Genomic DNA, 23,283 nt, shown 5'->3' with positions numbered 1-23,283 from the left:
CTCGTGCCGCCGTACGGGGAAGGACATTCCGGCTGGGCCGCACGATGCCGTCGGCCGTGAGCACCCTCGGCCGACGGGGAGACCTGGCGTTCGGCGGCCTGCGCCGGGTGAGCGGGCAGGAGCTGCGGGGCGGTGCCCGGATGGTCGTGTGCGCCACGCTGTCGTGGTACCTGTCGGTCGAGTTGGGCATCAGCGGCGCCCCGGTCGCCGCCGTGCTGCCGGCGGTGTTCACCCTGTCCGGGATCCCGCTGTGGGCGCCTCGGCTGGGGCTCTACCGTCTGGGCGGCGTCCTGCTGGGGGTGGGCATCGCGGCGATCGCCCTGCGCTGGCTTCCCGTGTCCACCCTCTCCCTGGCCGTGGTGGTGAGCGTCGGATACCTCGCCGGCCTGCTGCTGCGCATCGACGGCGCTCCCAGTCCACAGGTGCTCGTCAGCGCCGTGCTCGTCTTCGGTGTGCCCGTCTCCGGCTACCCGGAGCAGCGCGTCCTGGAGAACCTGGTCGGCATCGCGGTCGTCGTCCTCCTCGGCCCCCTGCTGTGGCCTCCCGACCCCTGCCGCCTCCTGGCCGCTCGGCTCGACGCCTACCGCGACGGCCTGGACCCTCTGCTGAAGGACCTGGACCGCCACTCCGACCGGCCCCCGCTTCGACGGGGGGCGGGGCAGACCGGGGATCTGTGGCAGCAGCCCCATGACCTCGGGCGGGATCTGGACCGGGCCCGGCGGGCGCTGCGCTGGAGTGTGACGCGTCGCCGTTCGGCCGCCGCGCTCGACGAGGTCGGACACCGCATCCACCTGGCCGAGCGCACCGCGGCTCCCTTGCACTGCCTCACCGACCAGCTGCGTGCCGCGAACGGGCTGCCGACGTCCGGCCCCCCTGCCGGTCGCGCCTCGGACAGTCCCGGCCCGTTGCTGGACGCCGTGCGGCACACGTTGATGCGCGCGCTGGAGGGCGCCGATCCCACGGAGCCGATCGCCCGGGCCCGGGCGATCGGCGGACAGGACGGGCTTGCCCGGAGCGGTCGGCACGACAGTCTCCTCAGCGGCATTCTGCTGCTCGTCCTCGACCGTCTCGACGACTACCGCGAAGCGCACTTCGCCCGCCGATGACCTGCCGTCGGCAGCACAGCGCCGACGCGGGGCGGCCCCGGGGTGGGATCTGCGCGGGCGTGCGGTGTGTGCGGAAGGCAGGACTGGGGACTTGAATGTGCAAGCCGGGTTCAGCGGCGCTTCCCTTGGGGCGCTGGCCTGGCCCAGGCCTCGCTGGTTCAGCCCACGAGCCAGGGAGGCCGCCCGCTTCCTCCGCGGTTACGGCAGGCTGCGCCCCGCGCAGACCATCCGGGCGACTTCACGGAGTTTGATGTTGTTCTCCTGCGAGTAGCGGCGCAGTACGTCGAAGGCCTGCTCCTCGGTGATGTGGTGGCTGCCCATGAGGATGCCCATGGCTTCGCCGATGGCGTGCCGGGTGGTGATGGCCTGTTCCATCTGGGCGTGGGTGCGGGCGCTGGAGAAGGCGACCGCGGCATGCGAGGCGAGCAGCCAGCCGGCCGTCTCGCTGGCCTCGCCGAACGCGCCGGGCTTGCGGGAGTAGAGGTTCAGCGCGCCGAGGTCCTCGTCCTCGGTGAACAGCAGGAAGCCCATCATGCTGCCCACGCCGAGCGAGTGGGCCCTGGGGGCATAGGCGGGCCAGCGCTGCCGCTCGCAGGTGAGGTCGGCGATGCGGAAGACCCGTTCGCCCCGCGCGCTGCGGGCGGCGTCGAAGCAGGGCCCTTCGCCCAGCCGTTCCTGGAGCCGGTCGCTGTCGAGGACCAGCTGGTCGGTGGGGGCGAGGGTCTCCACCTTCGCGTCGTGCAGCACGAGGATGCCGGCCGCGTCGCAGCCGTCGACCAGCTCGGTGGCCGAGGCCGTGATCCGCTCCAGCGTGTCGTCGACCGAATCCTGCGCCAGCAGGTCACGCGCCATCGAGGCCATCTGCTGCCCGAACCGACCCCAGTCCACTTCGACTCCCGTCCATAGCCCGCCTGGACAAGCCTCCTACCCAGCCTTTCACGCAACCTGCACACCGACGCCGGTGAGTGACGTACCGGACAGGACGCGTGAGGACTGGGCGTTTCCCGCATCGGGTCCGTTTCCTCCCCCGGCGGCCGGGGACTCGGGCTCCATGGTGCAAATCGGATACACGATGATGACCGAACAGGCCGGCCCCCGCGATCTGGTCGACCACGTGGTGCGGGCCGAGCAGGCGGGCTTCGACTTCTCGGTGACCTCGGACCACTACTTCCCGTGGCTGCGCTCGCAGGGCCACGCGCCGTACGCGTGGAGTGTGCTCGGCGCCGCCGCCCAGGCCACGTCCCGCATCCCGCTCATGACGTACGTGACGTGTCCGACCTTCCGCTACCACCCGGCGGTGGTGGCGCAGAAGGCCGCCACGATGCAGCTGCTGTCCGAGGGACGCTTCCGGCTGGGGCTGGGCTCCGGGGAGAACCTCAACGAACATGTGGTGGGCGGCGGCTGGCCCTCCGTGGACGTGCGGCACGAGATGTTCGAGGAAGCCGTGGAGATCATCCGCGCGCTGTTCGAGGGCGGCCATGTGACCCGGCACGGCACCCACTACGACGTGGACTCCGCCCGGCTGTGGGACCTGCCCGACGAACCGCCGCCGATCGGCATCGCCGTCTCCGGCGAGCGGTCCTGCGCACTCGCGGGACGGCTGGCCGACCTCGTGATCGCCACCGAGCCGAAGGCGGACCTGCTGTCCTCGTTCGACCGCCACGGCGGCACGGGCAAGCCGCGGGTGGGCCAGCTTCCGGTCTGCCACGACCCCGACCGGGACGCGGCCGTGAAGCGGGCGCACGACCAGTTCCGCTGGTTCGGCAGCGGCTGGAAGGTGAACTCCGAACTGCCCCATCCGGACTCCTTCGACGCGGCGACCCAGTTCGTGACGCCCGACGACGTCGCCGCCTCGATCCCGTGCGGCGACGATCCGGACGACTTCGTCGAGGCCGTACGTCCGTACGCCGAGGCCGGGTTCACGGAGATCGCCCTGGTGCAGATCGGCGGGGACTCCCAGCCCGCGTACCTGGACTGGTCGGAGAAGACGCTGCTGCCCGCGCTGCGGAACGCCTTCGGCTGACGGGCCGCCCGGCCCGCGCGCTGGTCCGGCAAAACATCGCCAAGCGGTGCATATAGGCTGCCGGTCTGCACGTTCGCAGTGCCGATCCTACGTCCAGCAGCCCGCAGAGGAGAGTCATCCGTGACCCTGGCGATCGATCTGCCCGAGACGTCCGCCCAGACGTCCCCCGCGCCCCTGTCCGACCTGGTGGCGCGGGACGCCCGTGAGTTCGGCGTCTACGCGCGGACCGGCGGGTGGGCCTTCGGCCTGATGGTGGCGCGCAGCGTCCGGCCGGGCGGGCAGAGCGCGGACGAGACGCCGAAGGTGCCGGCGAAGGAGTTCGCCGCGCTCGCCGGCTGCTCCCCCGACCGCGTCATGCGGTACTACAAGGCCTGGGACCGGGCCGCGGACGGCGGCCTCGTCCCGCACTTCGAGGAGCTCGCGCCGGGCCAGGAGGTCGAGCTGCCGGACGCCGAGGTGTGGCTGACCTACTACGTCTCCCGCTCCAGCGCCGGCTCCGAGCGCGGTACCGCGATCGCGGAGGCCGCCGAGGCCGAGGGGATCCGTCCGACGAAGGCGCTGGAGGTCGCGGAGAACCCCACCGCCCTGCGCGCCGCGATCCTCGCCGACCCCTCGACGGCCCGTGCGGCCCGCGCCGCCCTCCTGGACCGCATCAAGGAGGACCCCGATCTCCAGGTGGAGCTGGCCCGGGACGTCGTACGCACCGACGACCTGAAGAAGGCCGTGGCCACCGAGAGCCGCTCGGCCGACCGCATCGGGTACGTGCGTCAGATCGCCGAGTCCGGCCAGATCAAGACGCCCGCCGGGCAGACCCTCGACGCGCCGGCCGAGCTGCGCCAGGAGGCCGAGCGGCACCTCTCGCTGCTCGACGAACTGAACGACGACGAGGACGCCGGAGAGTGGGCGAGCGACGCCTACGACACGATGAAGAGCCTGGTCGTGGAGACCGTCGAGGCCGACCCCGAGCTGCGCGTCCAGGAACGGCGCACGAAGTTCTACAGCAGCCTCCAGCGGGCGACGAAGGTGTTCGAGGAGCTGACCTTCGACGACGCCGACGCGCAGGAGTTCTACGAGGACGACATGGTCCAGCGGCTGGAGGAGCTTCAGCAGGCGATCGGCAGCTGTATCACCGCGTTGCGCGGAGCCCGGGGCACCGCGCCCGAAGCCGGCTAGTCCGGCGGCAGCGCGTCGTGCGGTCCGGCGTCAGCGCGTCGTGTAGCGGCGCCGGGTCCACAGCGGCAGCACGAACCAGCACAGCGCGTACCACGTGAACACACCCGCGACGAGATAGGGCACGAACGCGTCGTGGGTGGCCACGCGCAGGATCAGCAGCAGCGAGGCGGTCATGGTGGCCAGCAGCAGGAGCAGGCCGACGAGGGTCAGCCGGGACGCCCACCGCACCGCCTGCGGTTTCACCCGCCGTCCGGAGACCAGGCGGTGCAGGGAGACGGGACCTATGAGGGCGCCGGTCGCACAGGCGCCCAGGACCACGGTCACGATGTAGATGACCTGGTCGACGTGCTGGAGATCCGTGTAGCGCGGGGTGAACACGACGGTGAGCAGGAAGCCGAAGAGGATCTGCACACCCGTCTGGGCGACCCTGATCTCCTGGATGAGCTCCCCCCACATGCGGTCGGCTCTCTCCTCCTCGGTCTCGTCCCGCCCCGTGCGCTGCTCGGCCTTCGTCGCCGTATCGGTCACGTGTGCTGTCCTCCCGGTTCGAGTGGTCGGTCCCCTCTCGCCGCGAGTACCCCGTGGGCGGCGGTTCTCTCCGGTCCGCCGCCCTGTTTCCGGCTACCAGCGCCCTTCGACCTGCTCCTTCACCCGCCGGTCGTAGAGGTCGCGGACCGCCGCGAGGGTCTCCCCGGTCAGCTCCGGGAGCTTGGCGGCGGCCGCGTTGGCGCGGGCCTGCTCGGGCGAACGGGCGCCCGGGATGACGGTGGTCACGCCGGGCTGCTGGATGATCCAGCGCAGGGCGAGCTGGGCCGGCGTGTACCCCTCGGGCGCGAGTGCCGCGAACTCGACGGCGGCCTCGACGCCGGTGGCGTAGTCGACGCCGGAGAACGTCTCGCCCTGGTCGAAGGACTCGCCGTGCCGGTTGTAGGCGCGGTGGTCGTTCTCCGGGAAGACGGTGTCCTTGGTGTACTTGCCGGTGAGCAGGCCGGAGGCGAGGGGGACGCGGGCGATGATGCCGACGCCGGCCTCTCGGGCCGCCGGAAGCACCTCGTACAGGGGCTTCAGCCGGAACGGGTTGAGGATGATCTGCACGCTCGCCACCCCCGGCCGGGCGATCGCGGTGAGGGCTTCGGCGCAGGTCTCCACGCTGACGCCGTAGTGCGCGATGCGCTCCTCCTCGACGAGGGTGTCGAGGGCGTCGAAGACCTCGTCGCTGGAGTAGACGGGTGTGGGCGGGCAGTGCAGCTGCACCAGGTCGATGCGGTCGACTCCGAGGTTGCGGCGGGAACGGTCGTTCCAGGCGCGGAAGTTGTCCAGGACGTAGTTCTCGGGGATCTGGTCGACGCGGCGGCCCATCTTGGTGGCGACCAGCACATGCAGGTCGGGCCGGCCGCTCAGGAACGTGGCGATGGTCTGCTCGCTGCGGCCGTCGCCGTAGACGTCGGCGGTGTCGAAGAAGGTGACCCCCGACTCGGCCGCCGCCTCCAGAACGGTCAGGGCCTCCTTGTCGTCGACGTCTCCCCAGTCGGCGCCCAGTTGCCAGGTGCCGAGACCGACGACGGATGCGTGCTGACCAGACCTACCGAATTCGCGCTCGTCCATGACGTCAGTCTGTCATCCGTCGTGACCTGGTGCGGAACGGGCCGCTCCGGGCCCCACCTGTGAATCTTTCACCCTCACGAGTGTCGTTGTTCGACACGGCGGCCGTATGTGCCGACAGGCCCCTACCGTGAGCGCGTGACCGATCGTTCACTGAGCAACCATCAGCCGGGGGACCCCTCCTGGACCCGTCGTGGCTTCCTGGGCACCGCTGCCGCCGCCCTGGCGGGCGTGCCTCTCCTGGTGGCCGCCGATCCGGCCGTCGCGGCGCAGGAACTGCCGGACTTCCCGCCGGACGTGCCCCTCTCCCGTACGGCGTACCGCAACTGGGACGGCGAGATCACCGTGACCGGCCTGTGGGCCTGCGCGCCCGAGGACCACGCCCAGGCGGTGGACGTCGTCAACTGGGCCTGGCGGCACGGCTGGGCGGTCCGGCCCCGGGGCGCCTCGCACGGCTGGTCGCCCCTGACCGTCCCGGCGGGCCTGCCCGCGGACGCGCCGGTCCTGCTCGTCGACACCGCCGCGCACCTGACCGGCCTGTCCCTGGAGTCGGCCGACGAGGTGCGGGCCGGGACGGGGGTCACGCTGGAGGTGCTGCTCACCTACCTCGAAGGACACGGCCTCGGCGTCACCGCCGCACCGGCCCCCGGCGACCTCACCCTGGGCGGCGCCCTCGCCGTCGACGCGCACGGCACCGCCGTACCGGCGCGGGGCGAGCAACGGCTGCCCGGGCAGACGTACGGCTCGCTCAGCAACCGCGTCCTCTCCCTGACGGCCGTGGTGTGGGACGCGGACAGCGGGGCCTACGCCCTGCGGACCTACCGGCGCGACGAGGCGGACTGCGCGGCGCTGCTCACGCATCTCGGGCGGTCGCTGGTCACCGAGGTGGTGCTGCGGGTGGGGGCGAACAGCAACCTGCGGTGCGTGAGCCGTACGGACATCCCGGCGAAGGAGCTGTTCGCGGCGCCCGGCGCGGACGGGCGGAGCCTGGCGGACTTCCTGGAGGCCGAGGGGCGGGTCGAGGCCATCTGGTTCGCGTTCACCGAGTTCCCCTGGCTCAAGGTGTGGTCCGTCGAACCGACCAGACCGCTCACCTCGCGGCGCGTGACGTCGCCGTACCCCTACCCCTTCTCCGACAACGTCCCGATGCCGGTGGCGGACCTGGCCGGGCGGATGGTCGCGGACGCGGCCTGGTATCTGGCGCCGGTGCTCGGCAACGCGCAGCTCGACGTGGCCGCGCTCGGGCTCGTGGCGACCCTGTCGGCGGACGTGTGGGGGCCGTCGAAGAACACGCTGCTGTACATCAGGCCGACCACCCTGCGGGTGCACGCCAACGGGTACGCGGTCCTGACCGGCCGGGACCAGGTCCAGCGGGTCGTCTCCGAGTTCACCTCCTTCTACCGCGAGCGGCTGACCGCGTACGCCGCCCTGGGCCGCTTCCCCGTCAACGGGTCGGTGGAGATCCGGGTGACCGGTCTCGACGATCCGGCGGAGGCCGGACTCACCGGCGCCCTGGCGCCGTCGCTCTCCGCGCTGCGGCCCGACCCGGACCACCCCGAGTGGGACACGGCCGTGTGGCTCGACGTGCTGACGCTGCCGGGGACGCCGTACGCCGACGCGTTCTACCGTGAACTGGAACGCTTCCTGCTCTCGACGTACGACGGCACGCACGCCCGTACCCGGGTGGAGTGGTCGAAGGGCTGGGGTTACACGGACGAGGCCGCGTGGAGCGACGCGGAGGTGCTCGGGACGGTGGTGCCGGAGTCCTTCGGCGGCGCCTGGGACCAGGCGGCGGCCGTGCTGGAACGGCTGGACCCGCACCGGGTGTTCCGCGCGCCCCTGCACGGGCGACTGTTCCCCTAGGGACGGCCGGGGACAGTCAGGGACGGTCGGGGGTGGTCAGGGCCTGTCGGGACTGTCCAGATGGGCCTGCACCGTCGGCCCGTACCGGTCCACGATGTGCTCGATCGGCGCGGCCCTGAGTTCGCGCCCGCGGGCGATGCCGAACATCACGCCGAGTCCGACCACGGCGGCGACGGCGAGTTCGGCGCGGATCCCCGGGTCGGGGCCGGTGAGGCGGGCGGCCAGGCGTTCGGTGACCTGGGTGCGGAAGTTGGCGCGCAGGATGTCGCCGTGGTCGCCGTGCAGGGGCGCGAACGCGATGCGCAACACGGGGTCGGCGCCGCGCTCGCGCTGACTCGCCACCACGTGCCGGACCATGTGCGGGCCCAGCTCCGCCAGCGGGGCGTCGAGCAGGGCGTCGGCGTCCTCCTCGAAGGACATCACCCGGGCGAACAGGGCGTCCTTGTTGCCGAAGTACTTCAGGACCAGCGGCGCGCTCACCCCGGCGCGTTCCGCGACGGCCTTGAGCGTGATGTCGGCGTGCGCCTGGCGGGCGAGAAGGTACCGGGCGGCTCGCAGGATCGCCGCCTTGGTCGCCTCGGCGTCGCGCCGGGCGGGGGACGGGGGCTCGGTCGCGGCCGAGGCGTCGGGTGGAGTGCTCACGGCACTCATGTTCCCTCCAACGCCCCGTCGCTGACGGAGCGGGTACGGCCACGGGCTCGCCGTGTGCCGTCCGGTCCGGCGTCTCCGTGCGGTCCGCCGTCGCCGGGGATGCTGAGCGCCACCGCGCAGGCGGCCAGGGCCACCGCGCCCGCGACGCCGAACGCCAGCAGATAGCCGTGCAGGGTCGGTACCGGTGCTCCGCCGACGAGGCCGGTGTGGTGCACGAGGACGGCGGCGACGGCGGCGCTGGAGGCGGCCTGGCCGATCGTGCGCATCAGCACGTTGAAGCCGTTCGCCGAGGCGGTCTGTCCGGGCGGGACAGCACGCAGGATCAGCGAGGGCAGCGCCGAGTACGCGAGGGTGGTGCCGGTCGCCACGACCGTCGCCCCCACCATGATCATCCACAGGTCGCGGCTGTCGACGATGCGCACGGCGTACCCGGAGGCGATGACGGCGGCGCCGAGGGCGAGGGTGATCCGCGGTCCGCGCCTCTCGGAGATACGGGCGGAGAGCGGCGACAACAACAGCATGGTGATGCCGCCGGGCAGCAGGCACAGGCCCGTCTGGACGATGGACAGCCCGAGTCCGTACCCGCTCGCCTCGGGCGCCTGCACCAACTGGGCGGTCACCAGGGAGTTTGCGTAGAAGGCGAAACCGGTCAGGAGCGCCGCCACATGGGACAGGCCCACTCTCGGCCGGGACACCAACCGCAGGTCCACCAAGGGCTGTTCGGTGCGCAGCTGGTGCCACCACCACAGGCCGAGGGCGATCACGGCGGCGAGGAACAGGCCCACGATGCGGGCGCTCCCCCAGCCCCACTGACCGCCCTGGGACACGGCGAGGAGCAGACTGACCAGCCCGGTGGCCAGCCCCAGCGCCCCCGTCACGTCGAACCGGCCGGGCTCGCGCACGGGCGACTCCGGCACCGCCCACCGGACCAGCGCGACACCGGTCGCACCCAGCGCGGCGGTCACCCAGAACATCACGTGCCAGTTGGCGTACTGCACGACCACGGCCGCCGCCGGCAGCCCGAGCGCGGCGCCGATGCCGACGGTGGAGCTCATCAGCGCTACGGCGGATCCCCGGCGTTCCGGCGGCAGTTCGTCGCGCAGGATGCTGATGGACAGCGGGACGACGGAGTACGCGGCGCCCTGGAGGGCCCGGGCCGCGATGAGCACGCCGATGTCGGAGGTGAGGGCGCAGATCACCGAGCCGGCGGCCATCAGGCCGAACGAGACGAGCAGCACCCGCCGCTTGCCGTACATGTCCCCGGCGCGACCGAGGACGGGGGTGAGGACCGCGCCGGACAGCAGCGAGGCGGTCACCATCCACGAGACCGCGCCCGCCGAGGCGCCGGTCAGCCGGGGCAGGTCGGGCAGCAACGGGACGACCACGGTCTGCATGACCGCCATGAGGATGCCGCAGTACGCCAGGACCGGGATGGTGAGGCGGGACCGCAGACGGGCGGCTCCCCCGGCCGGGGCGGGTATCGGAGCGGGCGACGCCATGGGCACTCCAGCGGCCTGAAGGAAACGCGAAAGGGTGAATGACAATTCACCGTAGCAGTGAATTGTCATTCACCCCATGCTCGCCCGAACCGCCGCGACTGTCTCCCGGCTACTTTCGCGAGGTCAGAGCCCTGGCGTGCGCGCCGCGCGCCACCTTCGGCCCCAGCCAGCGCTTGAACCGGCGCAGGGCTTCCAGCTGCCCGGCCGCCCGGTCGAGCCGGTAGTACAGCTGGGGCGGGACGTAGGGCAGCAGCGGGGAGTGACGCTGGCCGAGCAGGGCGAACATCTGCTCCGGGGGGAGGTCGATGTAGCGGGTTAGGTTCTCGTACCACTGGGCGCTGTAGCGGGCGGCGCTCTGCGGCGACAGCAGGGCGGACTTGCGTTCCTGTTCGTAGCGGGCGAGGGCCCCCGGCAGGTCGGTGCTCTCGCGCAGGGCCTCGGCGAGGGCGATGGCGTCCTCCAGGGCGAGGGTGGTGCCGGCGCCGATCGAGTAGTGGGTGGTGTGGGCGGCGTCGCCGAGGAGGACGAGGTTGCCGCGGTACCAGCTGCGGTTGGTCAGGGTGCGGAAGGTCAGCCACTGGGTGCTGCCGTCGGCGGCGGCGCGGCCGATCAGGGGCCGGCCGTCGAGGATGTGCGCGAAGAGCTTCTCGAGGCGGGCCAGTCCGTCCCCCTCGCTCGCCCGGTCCAGGCCGAGTCCGGCCAGGGTCTCGGGGGCGCACTCGATGACGCAGGTGCTCTGCTCGGAGCTGAAGGGGTAGCCGTAGCACCAGATCCAGCCGTGCTCGGTCTCCACGAACGCGAAGGTGAAGGAGTCGAACACCTTCGTGGTGCCGAGCCAGATGTAGGCGTTGCGCCCCGGGGTGAGCTCGGCGCCGAAGTCGTCGGCGTGGTGCGTGCGCAGGGCACTGTGGACACCGTCGCCGGCCACGACGAGATCGGCGTCCGGCAGGTTCTCGGCGGTGATCCCGCTCTCGTACTCCAGCCGCACACCGAGGGCGCGGGCGCGGGCGGCGAGGATCTCCAGCAGCTTGTGCCGGCCGATCCCGTGCCCCTCGTCGCCCGGCTGACGGGTGGCCAGGTCCCGTACGTGGGCGACGCCCTCGTTCCAGCGGACGGACTCCGCCTCGATCGCGTGCGCCGACTCGGGGTCGCAGACGCGGAGTCTGTCGAGAAGCCCTTGCCAGTACGTGACACCCCAGCCGTAGGTCGAGCCCTCCGGGTCGCGCTCGTGGACGGTGACGTCGTGGGACGGATCCTGCCGCTTGAGCAGGATCGAGAGATACAGGCCGGCGGGCCCGCCGCCGACACAGGCGACCTTCACGCACACTCCCAGGAGTTACCAGACGTGGTTGATTGACGACGCAGGGTAGCAGGGCGTAACGCACGTCGACGGACGCCCCACCTGTCCGATCACGCCACTTTCCCCACGTGGGCCACGCCACCTCGGACGGGCCGGCGCGCGAAAGATCACCGGAAGCGGTGCCTTCACGGACAGGAATTGCCCCTTCCGCCCGGCCCGACCCCTCCCGCACAACAAGATCATCTTCGTTCAAGATTGCACGACATGTAATTGATTGTCCTGATCGCAGCCAACCCCTCTCGGGCGATTTCTCCCTTTCTCCCCCAGGTCGATAGGCATACGGGGTCGCCAACCGAACGCACCCCAGGAGGTCCCGCATGCCGGAACTCAACCGTCGTCGCGCACTCACCGCGGCGGCCGTCGTCGCCGGTGCCCCGCTGCTCGCCGTCCCCGCCGCCCGGGCGGCGGAGCACGACTCCCACGGCTCCCACGAGTCACACGGCTCCTCCGGCTCCCCCGAGGCCTTCGACGAGGTCTACAAGGGCCGCCGGATACAGGGCCGGACCGCCGGCGGGAGCGGCCACCACCACGGCGGCGGCTACGGCGTGTACGTCGACGGGGTCGAGCTGCACGTGATGCGCAACGCCGACGGGACCTGGATCAGCGTGGTCAGCCACTACGACCCGGTGCCCACCCCGCGGGCCGCCGCCCGTGCCGCGGTCGACGAGCTCCAGGGCGCGCGACTCGTGCCGTTCCCCGCCGGCTGACCGGCCGACCGCCCCCCTTCCGCGCACACTTGGAGCACCGCACATGACCGTCCGCAAGAACCAGGCGTCCCTGACCTCCGACGAGAAGCGACGTTTCGTCGCCGCCGTCCTCGAACTCAAGCGCAGCGGCCGTTACGACGCCTTCGTCACCACGCACAACGGGTTCATCCTGGGTGACACCGACAACGGCGAGCGCACCGGCCACCGTTCGCCCTCGTTCCTGCCGTGGCACCGCAGATTCCTGCTGGAGTTCGAGCGGGCGCTCCAGTCGGTGGACGCCTCGGTGGCGCTGCCGTACTGGGACTGGTCCACCGACCGCTCACCGCGTTCCTCGCTGTGGGCGCCGGACTTCCTCGGCGGCAGCGGGCGCAGCCGGGACGGCCAGGTGATGGACGGGCCGTTCGCCGCCTCGGCGGGCAAGTGGGCCGTCAACGTCCGCGTGGACGGCCGCACCTACCTGCGGCGCGCGTTGGGAACCGGCGTCCGCGAACTGCCGACCCGGGCCGAGGTCGACTCGGTGCTGTCGATGGCGACGTACGACATGGCCCCCTGGAACAGCGGTTCGGACGGTTTCCGCAATCATCTGGAGGGCTGGCGCGGGGTCAATCTGCACAACCGGGTCCATGTGTGGGTCGGCGGGCAGATGGCGACCGGGGTGTCCCCCAACGACCCGGTGTTCTGGCTGCACCACGCCTACATCGACAAGCTGTGGGCCCAGTGGCAGCGTCGGCATCCCGGGTCCGCGTACCTCCCGGCCGACGGGACGCCGGACGTGGTCGACCTCCACGAGACGATGAAGCCCTGGAACGACACCACCCCGGCGGACCTTCTCGATCACACCGCCCATTACACCTTCGACACCGACTGACCGCCGCTCAGCCTGATCACCGCTTCAGCCTGATCGCCGCTCAGCCGGCGTCGGCGTCCGCCGTACGGCACTCCGGGTGCCCCCAGCCCTGCGCGTTCTTGGCGATGTCCTCGCCGGCGGCGTACGGGCGTCCGCACACACAGCGGCCGGGGAACTTGGCCTTGATCGTGCGGGAAGCCGAACCACCGCTCCGCCGGGGGGACTTGCCCCCGGCGGGGCGGCCGGTTTTCGCGGACTTCGACTTCGGCGTGTCCGGCGAGGCCGGCGGCTCCGGGGAGCCCTGGTCGCTGCCGGCCGGCTGCTGGACGATGGCCGCCTGGCTGGCGGCGCGGTCGGCGAAGTCGTTGAGCGGATCGCCGTCGACCTGGTGCGCGGGCACATAGCGGAAGTCGACCGAGCGGCCGTCGAGCAGCTCGTCGATGCGGACGACCAGCTCCTGGTTGGCCACCGGCTTCCCCGCGGACGTCTTCCAGCCGTTGCGCTTCCAGCCCGGCAGCCAGGTGGTGACGGCCTTCATGGCGTACTGCGAGTCCATCCGGACCTCGAGCGGCACCGCCGGGTCGGTCGAGGCGAGCAGGCGTTCCAGCGCGGTGAGTTCGGCGATGTTGTTGGTCGCCTTGCCGAGCGGACCCGCTTCCCAGCGGGTCGGTGTCTCCGCGTCGTCCGCGACCACCCATGCCCAGCCCGCCGGTCCGGGATTTCCCTTCGAAGCCCCGTCGCACGCGGCCACCACTCGTTCACGCATGCGCCCGATCATGCCACGGCCGCGCAGGTGCTCCGCCGGGTGGCTAGGACACGTCCGTGGTCCGCGGCATGTCGCCCGCGGTGGTGGTGACGTCGATCACCGAGAAGCTCGCGCCCTGCGGGTCGCTGATCGCCGCGAACCGTCCGAACGGGGTGTCCATCGGGCCGAAGCGCAGGACGCCGCCCAGCTTGGTGGCCCTGGCCACGGCGTCGTCGCAGTCGTCGACGGTGAAGTACACGTTGACGTACGACGGCACCTCGGGCGGGAACTCCTCCGTCATCTTCATACGGCCGAGGACGGTCTCGCCGCCGATCTCGAACATGCGGAAGTCGACCGCGTCGTCCTGCATCTGCTTCGCCGCGTACGGGAACACGGCCGGGAGGAACGCGTCCGTCTTCTCCGCATCGCGGGTGAAGACCTCGGCCCAGCAGTAGGCGCCGGGCTGCTCGGGCGGCGCCTCGAAGCCCTCGTGGACGCCCGCCTGCCACACGCCGAACACGGCGCCACCGGGCTCGCGGCCCAGGCACATCGTGCCGAAGTCACCGACCCGCATCGGCTCCATCAGCACCTCGCCGCCGTTCTCACGGATCTTGCCGGCGGTCACCGCGGCGTCCGCGGAGGCGAGGTAGAGGCACCACTGCGACTGGCCCTCCTGGCCGGGCATCGGCGGGACGACGGCGGCGACCGCCTTGCCGTCCACGTAGGCCTGGGTGTAGTTGCCGTACTCCGACGACGCGTCGCCGAAGGTCCAGCCGAGAACCTCGCCGTAGAAGGTCTTGGCGCCCTCCACGTCGCTGAACATCGCGTCGGCCCAACAAGGGGTTCCCTCTGGTCGTACGACCATGACCGCAGCCTTCCGGTGAGACGGGTTGTCCGGTTCCTCACGCTAGCCACCCGGCCGTCCGCTCGCGCGCCGAACACACGGGTAACCCGGAGTGACCCCTGTGCGCTCCGGCGCGCGGGAGCACTCGGGGGAAGCGCTTGCACACGCGGGGCGCCTTCCGCCCCATCAGGCAGGTTTGCACCCTCCGGGCCACGAAACCGCCCCCTTCACGCCGTACCCGTCCGTCACTCAGGGTGTTTGGCTGGTGCACGCGGATCACCGAACCGAACTCCGGACGGTCCGCCCGTCTCCGTGCACCTCCTGGAGGGAATGTGTCCACACCGGACAGCGCCACCGGTCCCGCCCTAGACGAACCCGCCCCCGAACCCGCTGCCGACGCGCAGCTCACCAGTCTCAGCACCCAGGCGGCCCGCCAGCTCGCCACGACCCACAAGTCCGAACCGCAGATGCAGGGCATCAGCTCGCGCTGGCTGCTGCGGATGCTGCCCTGGGTGGACGTGAAAGGCGGCGCCTACCGTGTCAACCGGCGCCTCCAGCTGCGCGTCGGCCGGGGCCGGGTGCAGTTCGAGCACAACGGCGGGAACGACGTACGGGTCATCCCGGAGACCCTCACCGAGCTTCCGGTGCTGCGCGGCTACTCCGACAACGGAACCCTCGCGGAGCTCTCCTCCCGGTTCCAGGCGCGCGAGGTCCGGGCCGGGCAGGTCGTCTTCGAGGCCGGACAGCCGGTCACCGAGGCCTATCTCGTGGTGCACGGCCGGTTCACCCGCTTCACCGCCGGCAAGTACGGCGGTGAGGAGATCGTCGGGATGGTCTCCGGCGGCGACCAGCTCGGCGACGAGGCCGTCGGGCAGGACGACCCGCTGTGGCTGACCTCGGTGCGCGCCGAGACCTCGGGCGTGCTGCTGGCGCTGCCCTGGGACACGCTGCGGGAGTTCGTCGGGCGCGTGCCGTCCCTCGCCGCCCATCTGGAGACCTACGCCGCCCGGCAGAGGCTTCCGATGAACCGCAGGGGCGAGGCCGACCTGCCGTTGCAGGCCGGGCACAGCGGGGAGCCGACGCTGTCCGGGGGCTTCGTCGACTACGAACTCTCGCCCCGCGAGTACGAGTTGTCGCTGACCCAGACCGTGCTGAAGGTCCACACCCGGGTCGCCGACCTCTACAACAACCCGATGAACCAGACCGAGCAGCAACTGCGCCTGACCGTCGAGGAGATCCGCGAACGGCAGGAGTGGGAGCTGGTCAACAACCGGGAGTTCGGGCTGCTGCACAACGCCGACTACTCCCAGCGCGTCAGCACGTTCACCGGACCGCCGACCCCGGACGACATGGACGAGCTGCTGTCGATGCGGCGCAAGACCAAGCTGTTCCTCGCCCACCCCAAGGCGATCGCGGCCTTCTTCCGGCAGTGCAACCGGCGTGGCCTGACGCCCGGTACGGCCACCGTCCAGGGCCACGAGATCCCGGCCTGGCGCGGGGTGCCGATCTTCCCCTGCAACAAGATCCCGATCAGCCCGCAGCACACCAGCAGCATCATCGCGCTGCGCACCGGCGAGGCCGACCAGGGGGTCGTCGGCCTGTACCAGACGGGCATCCCGGACGAGTTCCAACCCGGCCTGAACGTACGGTTCATGGGGATCGACGCCAACTCGATCATCCGCTACCTCGTGACCGCCTACTACTCGATGGCCGTCCTCGTGCCGGACGCCGCCGGGGTCCTGGAGAACGTCCAGGTCGGCCGGACGGCCGAGTGACGGCGGGGAGTTCGCGATGACCACACCCACGAGCACCGGGAGCGCGCTGCCCGGCCCGCCGAACCTCGCCCGCAGCATGCGGGCCCGGCGCGGCGGGGCGATCCCCGGCCTGCGGTACCGCGAGGTCGAGCCCGCCGACCCGGAGAAGGCCGCGGAGATCGACCGCAGGCTGGAGGAGTGGGCGCGCGGCCTGGACCTGTTCCCGGCGGCCTGGAACGGGGACTTCACGGGCTTCCAGTTCGGGCGCGCGGTGGTGCTCCAGCATCCGCGCGCGCTCGACCTGGAGCGCCTCACGGTGGCGGGCAAGCTGCTGCTGGCCGAGAACATCGTCGACAACTGCTACTGCGAGGAGGACGAGGACAAGGGCGGCTCGCGCAGCGGACTGGGCGGCCGGCTGATCATCGCCCAGTCGGCGCTCGACCCCTATCACGGCCCGCCCGACCTCCAGGAGGAGTGGGCACGCGGCGTACAGGCCGACGGGCCGTTGCGCTCGTACCACTGGGCGCTGAAGGACTACGCGGCCGTCGCCACGCCCAGCCAGAGCGACCGGTTCGTGCACGACATCGCTCGGCTGCACCTGGGCTACCTCGGCGAGGCGGCCTGGGGGGAGACGCGGTACGTGCCGCGGATCTGGGAGTACCTGGCGATGCGGCAGTTCAACAACTTCCGGCCGTGTCTGTCGATCGTCGACGCGGTGGACGGCTACGAACTGCCCGAGCAGCTCTACGCCCGCCCGGAGGTCCAGCGGGTCACCGCGCTGGCCTGCAACGCCACCACGATCGTCAATGACCTGTACTCCTTCACCAAGGAGCTGGCGGCCGACCCGACCCATCTCAATCTGCCGCAGGTTGTCGCCGCCAACGACCGGCGCGGGCTGAAGGCCGCCTATCTGAAGTCGGTCGAGATCCACAACCAGGTCATGGAGGCGTTCGAGGAGGAGTCGGCCGTGCTCGCCGCCGCCTCACCGCTGCTCGAGCGCTATCTCCAGGGGCTGTCGGACTGGGTGGCCGGCAACCACGAGTGGCACGCGACCAACGCCCACCGCTACCACCTGCCCGACTACTGGTGACCGCCGCTTTCCTGGCCCACCGTCACGTACAGCACCATGAGGAGCCACTGTTGACCACAGCCCACGACGCCGGCACCAAGCCCGTCCCGGTGCCCACCCAGTCCACGTACCAGAACCGCGTCGCGGACTACTGGAACGCCGAGGAGAACCCGGTCAACCTCGAACTCGGCAGGATCGACGACCTCTACCACCATCACTACGGCGTCGGCGCGGCGGACTGGACCGTGCTCGACGAACCCGACGCGGACCTGCGCCGGAACCGGGTCACCGCCGAGCTGCACCGGCTGGAGCACGCCCAGGCCGAACTGCTGGCCGCGCGCCTCGGCCGGCTCACTCCCGCCGACCGCGTCTTCGACGCGGGATGCGGACGCGGCGGCGGCAGCGTCACGGCCCATCTGCGCTACGGCTGCCACGCGGACGGCGTCACCATCTCCGCCAAACAGGCCGAGTTCGCCAACGAGCAGGCCCGTAAGCGGGGCATCGACGACCAGGTGCGCTACCACCACCGCAACATGCTCGACACCGGCCTGGAGACCGGCGCCTACGCGGCGTCGTGGAACAACGAGTCGACGATGTACGTCGAGCTGGACCTGCTGTTCGCCGAGCACGCCCGGCTGCTGCGCCGCGGCGGACGCTACGTCGTCGTCACGGGCTGCTACAACGACGCCTACGGCCAGGCCTCGCGCGAGGTGTCGCTCATCAACGCCCACTACATCTGCGACATCCACCCGCGCTCGGCGTACTTCCGGGCGATGGCCCGCAACCGGCTGGTACCGGTCCATGTGGAGGACCTCACCGAGGCGGCCATCCCCTACTGGGAGCTGCGCAGTCAGGCCGACCACCTGGTCACCGGCATCGAGGAGACGTTCCTTACCGCCTACCGCAACGGCAGCTTCCAGTACCTGCTGATCGCGGCCGACCGGGTCTGAATTCCGTTGGACAGCAACGAGGTCGGTCCTCTGCAATGGGGCGCATGTGCGCTGTGAGGATGCATTCGGACGAGGCCGACCTCGATGCCCCGCTGGTGAGCCGGCTCGTCGCCACCCAGTTCCCGCGGTGGGCCGGGCTGCCCGTGCGGCGGCTGGACTCCTCCGGGACGGAGAACGCGATGTTCCGGCTGGGGGCCGACAAGGTGGTGCGGCTGCCCCGGCATCCCGGCGCCGTCGAGAGCGTGGCGCACGAGCAGCGCTGGCTGGCCCGGCTGGGGCCGGCGCTGCCCCTCTCCGCGCCCGTGCCGCTGGAGCGGGGCGGGCCGGGTGAGGGGTTCGCCTGGCCCTGGTCGGTCTACCGCTGGCTGGACGGCCGCAATCCGGTCGCCGGCGCCGTCGAGAAGCCCCAGGCGCTGGCGGCGGACCTGGCGGGGTTCGTCACCGCCCTGCGCGGGATCGAGACGGAGGGCGGGCCGCCGAACCACCGGGGTGTCCCGCTGGCCGAACGGGACACCCCCACGCGTGACGCCCTCGCCCTGTTGGAGGGGCGGATCGACACCGCCGCGGTCACCGCCCTGTGGGAGGAGGCACTGCGGGCGCCGGGGCGGACACAGCCGCCCGTCTGGGCCCACGCCGACCTGTCGCCCGGGAACGTGCTGGTCCGGGACGGACGGCTGACGGCGGTGATCGACTTCGGCTGCGTCGGGGTGGGTGACCCGGCCGTCGACCTGATCGTCGCCTGGAACCTGCTGCCCGCCTCGGCGCGCGGAACCTTCCGGGAGGCGGTGGGCGCGGACGACGCCGAGTGGGCGCGCGGCCGGGGCTGGGCCCTGTCGATCTCGCTGATCCAGCTGCCGTACTACTGGGAGACCAATCCGGCGCTGGCGGAGAACTCCCGGCATGTGATCAAGGAGATCCTGGCCGAGGCCCGTTGACGAGCGCCCGTTGACGCGCTCCCGCCCCCGCACCCCCTGCCGCCGGGCGCCTACTCGCCGTCGTAGGCCTTCTTCAGGGCGGCGACGTCGAGCTTGCTCATGGCGTACATGGCCTTGGTGGTGCGGGTCGACTTCTCGGGGTCGGGGTCGCTGATCATCTCGATCAGTCCGTCGGGGATGACCTGCCAGGACAGGCCGTACTTGTCCTTGAGCCAGCCGCACGGGCCGGGCTCGCCGCCGTTCTCGGTGAGCCTGGTCCAGTAGTGGTCGACCTCCGCCTGGTCCGCGCAGTAGATCTGGAAGGAGATCGCCTCGCTGAACGTGAACTGGGGGCCGCCGTTGATGCCGACGAACTTCTGTCCGTTGGCCGTGAACTCCACGGCCAGCACGGAGCCGGCCGGACCCGGACCCGCCTCGTTGTAGCGGCCGATGTCGCCGATGCTGGAGTTCTTGAAGATCGAGACGTAGTAGTGGGCGGCTTCCTCGGCCTGGCCGTCGAACCAGAGACACGTGGTGAATCCGTCGGTGGTCATGAGTACCTCCTGGGCGTGGAACGCGGTCATCAGTGTCGACTGCCGGCCGTCCCGGAACTCATCGCTCGGGCCGTGGGGTGACCCGGACGGCCGATTCGTCCGCCCGGACGGACAAGGACCGAGTCCAAGCACCGAGGCCAAGGACCTGGTCCGGGCGAGGGCGAGAGGTGCTCTGCCCCTGGCGGATCTGCCACGGGCAGAGAACCGCGTGCGGGCGCTCCCCGAGGTCAAGAGTGGAGTCGACGGCAGTCACGCCACGACGAGGAGAACCGATGACCCCACTCACCATGCTCGCTCCCCGTGCCGAGGAGGGCGACACCTCGCCGACCCGCTTCGACGACCAACTCGCCGCCCAACTCCTCGGCCAGCGCATCGTGTTGCTCGGCACCCAGGTCGACGAGGTCTCCGCGAACCGGATCTGCGCGCAGCTGCTGATCCTGTCGGCGGAGGACCCGCGCTCCGACATCGTCCTCTGCATCAACAGCCCGGGCGGGTCGGTGCACGCGGGACTCGCCATCTACGACACGATGCAGCTGATCCCGAACGACGTCTCGACGCTCGCCATGGGCTTCGCGGCCAGCATGGGCCAGTTCCTGCTCAGCGTCGGCGCACCCGGCAAACGGTACGCGCTGCCGAACGCGCGGGTCATGATGCACCAGCCGTCGGCCGGGATCGGCGGGACCACGGCGGACATCGAGATCCAGGCGGAGAACCTGGAGCACACCAAGCGGACCATCGAGCGGATCACCGCCGAGCACACCGGTCAGTCCCCGGAGACCATCTCGCACGACGGCGACCGCGACCGCTGGTTCACGGCCGAGGAGGCCAGGGAGTACGGCATCGTGGACCGGGTCGTGGACTCCCTCGCGGACGTCCGACCGGCCGCGCAGAAGCGACGGGTGGGGCTGTGACATGGGGACCTACACGATTCCGAACGTGATCGAGCGGACCCCGCAGGGCGAGCGGTCCTACGACGTGTTCAGCCGGCTGCTGTCCGAGCGGATCATCTTCATCGGCACCGAGATCGATGACGGCGTCGCCAACGTCGTCATCGCGCAACTCCTCCATCTGGAGTCGGCGTCACCGGAGAGCGAGATCTCGATCTACCTCAACTCCCCCGGTGGCTCGTTCACCTCGCTGATGGCGATCTACGACACCATGACGTTCGTCCAGGCGCCGATCTCGACGCTCTGCGTCGGGCAGGCGGCGTCGACGGCGGCCGTGCTGTTGGCGGGCGGGGACCCCGGCCGGCGGCTCGTCCTGGAGCACGCGCGCGTGCTGCTCGGGCAACCGGCCAGCGGCGGCCGCCAGGGCACGGTCTCCGACCTCGCTCTCCAGGCCAAGGAGATGGTCCGCGTCCGCGCCCAGGTGGAGGAGGTGCTGGCCCGCCACACCCGTCACGACCTCGCCACCCTGCGCGCGGACATGGACCGCGACAAGGTGTTCACCGCGCAGGAGGCGGTGGCGTACGGCCTGGCCGACGAGGTGCTGAGCCGGCGTCCCGTGACGGTGTGAGACGCCGGCCCGCGTGGCCCGTCAGGCGGCCAGGCAGAGGCCGTCGTACGACGACGCCATGGTCGTACGGCTCCGGGCGGAGTGCCGGCTGCTGAGCCGGACCAGCTCTCCCTGGGCCCGCGCGAGCAGGTCGCCCAGGCTCAGGCCGAGGGCGTGGGCGGCGGCCGCGAGAACCTCCGAGGAGGCCTCCTTGCGGCCGCGCTCCACCTCCGACAGGTAGGGCATGGAGATACGGGCCGAGTCGGCGACGTCCTTGAGCGTGCGTTCCTGGGCCTGGCGCTCACGGCGCAGGACGTCTCCGACCAGGTCGCGCCACAGGGGCTCGCGCGGCACGGGCCGTCGGCCGGGCGCGGGTGCGGTGGGAGACGCGGGTGCGGTGGGAGAGGCGACGGCGGCGATGCCCGGGCGCTCGGCAGGCGGGCGCAGCGGGATCACGCGGGCTCGGTTCGGCGCTTGGTTGCTCACCTCCCCAGCCTAGGAAAGCGGGCCGCCCGCGGAAGACCCGGGGGTTGCGCCCTCGGTGGAATCGGACGAAGCGCCCCTGGGTCGCGGCGACGCGAAGCCCGCATGCATGGGTCCGCCCGGACGGGGTAGTCGCACCGGGAGTGGGTCTGCTCGTAGGTGCTCGCTCACGGACCGGGTACGCCAGACGTCGCACCGTGACCTTCCTGGGAGACGCAATGGAGACCGCCGTGATCCGGACAGAGGCCGAGGCCGTCGAGGACACCGCCGTAACCATCGGCACGGCCGGCGCGCCGCTCCCGGGTATCGAGGCGCCCCGGAGCGTGGCTCCGCGGGACGCGCGGGAGCTGTCCCGTCAGTTCTTCCAGCGGCTGGCCGTCCTCGAAGAGGGAAGCGACGAGTACCAGTACGCGCGCAACACCCTCATCGAGATGAACATGTCCCTGGTGCGGTTCGCCGCCGGCCGGTTCCGCGGTCGTGGGGACGACATGGAGGACATCGTCCAGACCGGGATGATCGGCCTGATCAAGGCCATCGACCGGTTCGAGGTCTCGCGCGAGGTGGAGTTCACCTCGTTCGCGCTGCCGTACATCGTCGGTGAGATCAAGCGCTTCTTCCGGGACACGACCTGGGCGGTGCACGTCCCGCGGCGGCTCCAGGAGCTGCGCGTCGAGCTGGCCAAGGCCCGTGACGAGCTCTCCAGCCGTCTGGACCGGGACCCGACCGTGCCCGAGCTGGCCACGCTGATGAACCTGGCGGAGAACCAGGTGATCGAGGCGCAGATCGCCGCCAACGGCTACAACTCCTCCTCCCTCGACGCGGCGCTCACCGGGGACGGCCCCGAGTACGGCGAGGCGGTCCTCGCGGACTTCATCGGCGTGGAGGAGGAAGGGCTGCGGCTCGTCGAGGACTTCCACTCGCTCGCCCCGTTGATGGCCGAGCTCAGCGAGCGCGACCGGCAGATCATCCACATGCGGTTCGTGGAGGAGGCCACCCAGGCGGAGATCGGCGAGCGGCTCGGCTGCTCGCAGATGCACGTGTCCCGCCTGATCAAGCGGATCATCATGCGACTGCGCCACGGGATGCTGGGCGAGCTGGGCTGCGCCTGATCGCTCGGCCCGCGGGGCGCCAGTCCCGCGGGGCGCGCGTCCCGCGGGACTAGGGTCCGAAGGTGAGCACCGCCCGCACCCGCTTGCCCACCGGCACCCGCTCCGCGGTGACCTCCGCCGCCACCGCGTGCACGATCTCCAGACCGTGCCCGCCGATGCGCTCGGGGTCCTTCGGGAACCGCAGCGGCAGTGCGTCGCTGCTGTCGTACACGCAGACCGTGACCGAGTCCTCCGAACCCTCCAGCTCGAGGATGTACGGCCCGTTGCTGTGCCGGTCGGCGTTGGTGATCAGCTCACTGACCACCAGCAGCACCTCGCCGATCGCCCGGTCGCCGATCGTGGCGCACCACTCCGTCCTCAGCTGGTCGACGAAATGTGCTGCGAAGGCGCGGGCGTCGGCTATGCAACCGGGCTCGCCGGTGTAGTGCGCCGCCCGCCGCAGCGGTTCCACGGGTACGTCGAAACCAGTAGGTATCACTGCCCCGTCCAGGTACTCGATCATGCGTTTCTCTCTCGAAGGCCGGAATGGCCGGACG

Annotated in this window: 24 protein-coding genes; 13 read left to right on the top strand and 11 right to left on the bottom strand. The window is 71.3% G+C overall.

Annotation, left to right across the window (positions count from 1 at the left end):
- The first annotated feature begins 56 nt into the window (after positions 1–56).
- Positions 57–1,106, top strand: coding sequence for an aromatic acid exporter family protein (locus tag ACIRPU_RS08380; RefSeq protein ID WP_403863317.1), 1,050 nt, complete (start codon positions 57–59; stop codon positions 1,104–1,106).
- Positions 1,107–1,304: 198 nt separating this feature from the next.
- Here ACIRPU_RS08380 and ACIRPU_RS08375 read toward each other — a convergent pair whose 3' ends face one another.
- On the bottom strand, positions 1,305–1,994 hold the full coding sequence (locus ACIRPU_RS08375) for a GAF and ANTAR domain-containing protein (RefSeq protein ID WP_403863314.1): 690 nt from the start codon (positions 1,992–1,994) through the stop codon (positions 1,305–1,307).
- A gap of 163 nt (positions 1,995–2,157) precedes the next feature.
- Here ACIRPU_RS08375 and ACIRPU_RS08370 point away from each other — a divergent pair, with 163 nt between their 5' ends.
- Together ACIRPU_RS08370 and ACIRPU_RS08365 are read left to right on the top strand one after the other, a co-directional pair.
- Positions 2,158–3,129, top strand: coding sequence for an LLM class F420-dependent oxidoreductase (locus tag ACIRPU_RS08370; RefSeq protein WP_403863311.1), 972 nt, complete (start codon positions 2,158–2,160; stop codon positions 3,127–3,129).
- Between the two features lie 120 nt (positions 3,130–3,249).
- The gene (locus tag ACIRPU_RS08365; RefSeq protein WP_403863308.1) at positions 3,250–4,302 is read left to right on the top strand and encodes a hypothetical protein; all 1,053 of its coding nucleotides are present in this window, start codon (positions 3,250–3,252) and stop codon (positions 4,300–4,302) included.
- 30 nt (positions 4,303–4,332) lie between these two features.
- Here ACIRPU_RS08365 and ACIRPU_RS08360 read toward each other — a convergent pair whose 3' ends face one another.
- A complete protein-coding gene (locus tag ACIRPU_RS08360) occupies positions 4,333–4,758 on the bottom strand; it encodes a DUF6328 family protein (RefSeq protein ID WP_403863618.1) in 426 nt (141 codons plus the stop codon).
- A gap of 165 nt (positions 4,759–4,923) precedes the next feature.
- Positions 4,924–5,907, bottom strand: coding sequence for an aldo/keto reductase (locus ACIRPU_RS08355; protein WP_403863305.1), 984 nt, complete (start codon positions 5,905–5,907; stop codon positions 4,924–4,926).
- Positions 5,908–6,042: 135 nt separating this feature from the next.
- On the opposite strand from ACIRPU_RS08355, the gene ACIRPU_RS08350 reads away from it, so the two are divergent.
- The gene (locus ACIRPU_RS08350; RefSeq protein WP_403863302.1) at positions 6,043–7,767 is read left to right on the top strand and encodes a cholesterol oxidase substrate-binding domain-containing protein; all 1,725 of its coding nucleotides are present in this window, start codon (positions 6,043–6,045) and stop codon (positions 7,765–7,767) included.
- A 36-nt stretch (positions 7,768–7,803) separates the two neighbouring features.
- Here the strand turns inward: ACIRPU_RS08350 and ACIRPU_RS08345 are convergent, their stop codons facing one another.
- From ACIRPU_RS08345 to ACIRPU_RS08335, 3 genes are all read right to left on the bottom strand, one after another.
- A complete protein-coding gene (locus ACIRPU_RS08345) occupies positions 7,804–8,418 on the bottom strand; it encodes a TetR family transcriptional regulator (RefSeq protein ID WP_403863299.1) in 615 nt (204 codons plus the stop codon).
- On the bottom strand, positions 8,415–9,917 hold the full coding sequence (locus ACIRPU_RS08340; protein WP_403863296.1) for an MFS transporter: 1,503 nt from the start codon (positions 9,915–9,917) through the stop codon (positions 8,415–8,417). Before ACIRPU_RS08340 ends, ACIRPU_RS08345 begins: the two co-directional genes overlap by 4 nt.
- Before the next feature lie 109 nt (positions 9,918–10,026).
- On the bottom strand, positions 10,027–11,244 hold the full coding sequence (locus ACIRPU_RS08335; protein WP_403863293.1) for an FAD-dependent monooxygenase: 1,218 nt from the start codon (positions 11,242–11,244) through the stop codon (positions 10,027–10,029).
- A 350-nt stretch (positions 11,245–11,594) separates the two neighbouring features.
- On the opposite strand from ACIRPU_RS08335, the gene ACIRPU_RS08330 reads away from it, so the two are divergent.
- Positions 11,595–11,984, top strand: coding sequence for a tyrosinase family oxidase copper chaperone (locus ACIRPU_RS08330; protein ID WP_403863290.1), 390 nt, complete (start codon positions 11,595–11,597; stop codon positions 11,982–11,984).
- 43 nt (positions 11,985–12,027) lie between these two features.
- Positions 12,028–12,852, top strand: a complete 825-nt coding sequence (locus tag ACIRPU_RS08325) for a tyrosinase family protein (RefSeq protein WP_355709068.1) — start codon at positions 12,028–12,030, stop codon at positions 12,850–12,852.
- A 40-nt stretch (positions 12,853–12,892) separates the two neighbouring features.
- On the opposite strand, the gene ACIRPU_RS08320 is transcribed toward ACIRPU_RS08325, so the two are convergent.
- The gene (locus ACIRPU_RS08320) at positions 12,893–13,609 is read right to left on the bottom strand and encodes a ribonuclease H (RefSeq protein WP_355709070.1); all 717 of its coding nucleotides are present in this window, start codon (positions 13,607–13,609) and stop codon (positions 12,893–12,895) included.
- A 31-nt stretch (positions 13,610–13,640) separates the two neighbouring features.
- The gene (locus ACIRPU_RS08315) at positions 13,641–14,441 is read right to left on the bottom strand and encodes a VOC family protein (RefSeq protein ID WP_403863286.1); all 801 of its coding nucleotides are present in this window, start codon (positions 14,439–14,441) and stop codon (positions 13,641–13,643) included.
- 311 nt (positions 14,442–14,752) lie between these two features.
- Between ACIRPU_RS08315 and ACIRPU_RS08310 the strand changes: the two genes are divergently transcribed.
- From ACIRPU_RS08310 to ACIRPU_RS08295, 4 genes are read left to right on the top strand one after another with little or no spacing between them, the layout of a single operon-like run.
- Positions 14,753–16,195 carry a family 2B encapsulin nanocompartment shell protein gene (locus ACIRPU_RS08310; RefSeq protein ID WP_403863283.1) on the top strand — a complete coding sequence of 481 codons (1,443 nt, stop codon included), beginning with the start codon at positions 14,753–14,755 and terminating at the stop codon, positions 16,193–16,195.
- Positions 16,196–16,211: 16 nt separating this feature from the next.
- Positions 16,212–17,264 carry a family 2 encapsulin nanocompartment cargo protein terpene cyclase gene (locus ACIRPU_RS08305; RefSeq protein ID WP_403863280.1) on the top strand — a complete coding sequence of 351 codons (1,053 nt, stop codon included), beginning with the start codon at positions 16,212–16,214 and terminating at the stop codon, positions 17,262–17,264.
- 50 nt (positions 17,265–17,314) lie between these two features.
- Positions 17,315–18,193 carry a geranyl diphosphate 2-C-methyltransferase gene (locus ACIRPU_RS08300; RefSeq protein ID WP_403863277.1) on the top strand — a complete coding sequence of 293 codons (879 nt, stop codon included), beginning with the start codon at positions 17,315–17,317 and terminating at the stop codon, positions 18,191–18,193.
- A gap of 59 nt (positions 18,194–18,252) precedes the next feature.
- Positions 18,253–19,128, top strand: coding sequence for an aminoglycoside phosphotransferase family protein (locus ACIRPU_RS08295; RefSeq protein WP_403863274.1), 876 nt, complete (start codon positions 18,253–18,255; stop codon positions 19,126–19,128).
- A 50-nt stretch (positions 19,129–19,178) separates the two neighbouring features.
- On the opposite strand, the gene ACIRPU_RS08290 is transcribed toward ACIRPU_RS08295, so the two are convergent.
- Positions 19,179–19,661 carry a VOC family protein gene (locus ACIRPU_RS08290; protein WP_355709082.1) on the bottom strand — a complete coding sequence of 161 codons (483 nt, stop codon included), beginning with the start codon at positions 19,659–19,661 and terminating at the stop codon, positions 19,179–19,181.
- A 272-nt stretch (positions 19,662–19,933) separates the two neighbouring features.
- Between ACIRPU_RS08290 and ACIRPU_RS08285 the strand changes: the two genes are divergently transcribed.
- Positions 19,934–20,572: an ATP-dependent Clp protease proteolytic subunit gene (locus ACIRPU_RS08285; RefSeq protein WP_403863271.1), complete on the top strand. Its 639-nt coding sequence runs from the start codon at positions 19,934–19,936 to the stop codon at positions 20,570–20,572.
- A 1-nt stretch (position 20,573) separates the two neighbouring features.
- A complete protein-coding gene (locus tag ACIRPU_RS08280; protein ID WP_355709086.1) occupies positions 20,574–21,176 on the top strand; it encodes an ATP-dependent Clp protease proteolytic subunit in 603 nt (200 codons plus the stop codon).
- A 21-nt stretch (positions 21,177–21,197) separates the two neighbouring features.
- Here the strand turns inward: ACIRPU_RS08280 and ACIRPU_RS08275 are convergent, their stop codons facing one another.
- Positions 21,198–21,641 (bottom strand): helix-turn-helix domain-containing protein, encoded by a 444-nt coding sequence (locus tag ACIRPU_RS08275; RefSeq protein WP_403863268.1) that lies wholly within the window; start codon positions 21,639–21,641, stop codon positions 21,198–21,200.
- A gap of 215 nt (positions 21,642–21,856) precedes the next feature.
- On the opposite strand from ACIRPU_RS08275, the gene ACIRPU_RS08270 reads away from it, so the two are divergent.
- Positions 21,857–22,747, top strand: coding sequence for a SigB/SigF/SigG family RNA polymerase sigma factor (locus ACIRPU_RS08270; RefSeq protein WP_403863265.1), 891 nt, complete (start codon positions 21,857–21,859; stop codon positions 22,745–22,747).
- 49 nt (positions 22,748–22,796) lie between these two features.
- Here ACIRPU_RS08270 and ACIRPU_RS08265 read toward each other — a convergent pair whose 3' ends face one another.
- Positions 22,797–23,249, bottom strand: coding sequence for an ATP-binding protein (locus ACIRPU_RS08265; RefSeq protein ID WP_385557610.1), 453 nt, complete (start codon positions 23,247–23,249; stop codon positions 22,797–22,799).
- Positions 23,250–23,283 lie beyond the last annotated feature (34 nt).

Source organism: Streptomyces sp. NPDC102259 (assembly GCF_044766465.1).
Lineage (GTDB): Bacteria > Actinomycetota > Actinomycetes > Streptomycetales > Streptomycetaceae > Streptomyces.
This window is presented reverse-complemented; position numbering and strand designations above follow the sequence as displayed.

Excerpts from the sequence above, each read along its gene's own strand:
- ACIRPU_RS08370 (WP_403863311.1), top strand. The coding sequence starts at position 2,158 with ATGGTGCAAATCGGATACACGATGATGACCGAACAGGCCGGCCCCCGC.
- ACIRPU_RS08360 (WP_403863618.1), bottom strand. The coding sequence starts at position 4,758 with ATGTGGGGGGAGCTCATCCAGGAGATCAGGGTCGCCCAGACGGGTGTG.
- ACIRPU_RS08355 (WP_403863305.1), bottom strand. The coding sequence starts at position 5,907 with ATGGACGAGCGCGAATTCGGTAGGTCTGGTCAGCACGCATCCGTCGTC.
- ACIRPU_RS08345 (WP_403863299.1), bottom strand. The coding sequence starts at position 8,418 with ATGAGTGCCGTGAGCACTCCACCCGACGCCTCGGCCGCGACCGAGCCC.
- ACIRPU_RS08340 (WP_403863296.1), bottom strand. The coding sequence starts at position 9,917 with ATGGCGTCGCCCGCTCCGATACCCGCCCCGGCCGGGGGAGCCGCCCGT.
- ACIRPU_RS08330 (WP_403863290.1), top strand. The coding sequence starts at position 11,595 with ATGCCGGAACTCAACCGTCGTCGCGCACTCACCGCGGCGGCCGTCGTC.
- ACIRPU_RS08325 (WP_355709068.1), top strand. The coding sequence starts at position 12,028 with ATGACCGTCCGCAAGAACCAGGCGTCCCTGACCTCCGACGAGAAGCGA.
- ACIRPU_RS08320 (WP_355709070.1), bottom strand. The coding sequence starts at position 13,609 with ATGATCGGGCGCATGCGTGAACGAGTGGTGGCCGCGTGCGACGGGGCT.
- ACIRPU_RS08315 (WP_403863286.1), bottom strand. The coding sequence starts at position 14,441 with ATGGTCGTACGACCAGAGGGAACCCCTTGTTGGGCCGACGCGATGTTC.
- ACIRPU_RS08305 (WP_403863280.1), top strand. The coding sequence starts at position 16,212 with ATGACCACACCCACGAGCACCGGGAGCGCGCTGCCCGGCCCGCCGAAC.
- ACIRPU_RS08295 (WP_403863274.1), top strand. The coding sequence starts at position 18,253 with ATGCATTCGGACGAGGCCGACCTCGATGCCCCGCTGGTGAGCCGGCTC.
- ACIRPU_RS08290 (WP_355709082.1), bottom strand. The coding sequence starts at position 19,661 with ATGACCACCGACGGATTCACCACGTGTCTCTGGTTCGACGGCCAGGCC.
- ACIRPU_RS08285 (WP_403863271.1), top strand. The coding sequence starts at position 19,934 with ATGACCCCACTCACCATGCTCGCTCCCCGTGCCGAGGAGGGCGACACC.
- ACIRPU_RS08280 (WP_355709086.1), top strand. The coding sequence starts at position 20,574 with ATGGGGACCTACACGATTCCGAACGTGATCGAGCGGACCCCGCAGGGC.
- ACIRPU_RS08270 (WP_403863265.1), top strand. The coding sequence starts at position 21,857 with ATGGAGACCGCCGTGATCCGGACAGAGGCCGAGGCCGTCGAGGACACC.
- ACIRPU_RS08265 (WP_385557610.1), bottom strand. The coding sequence starts at position 23,249 with ATGATCGAGTACCTGGACGGGGCAGTGATACCTACTGGTTTCGACGTA.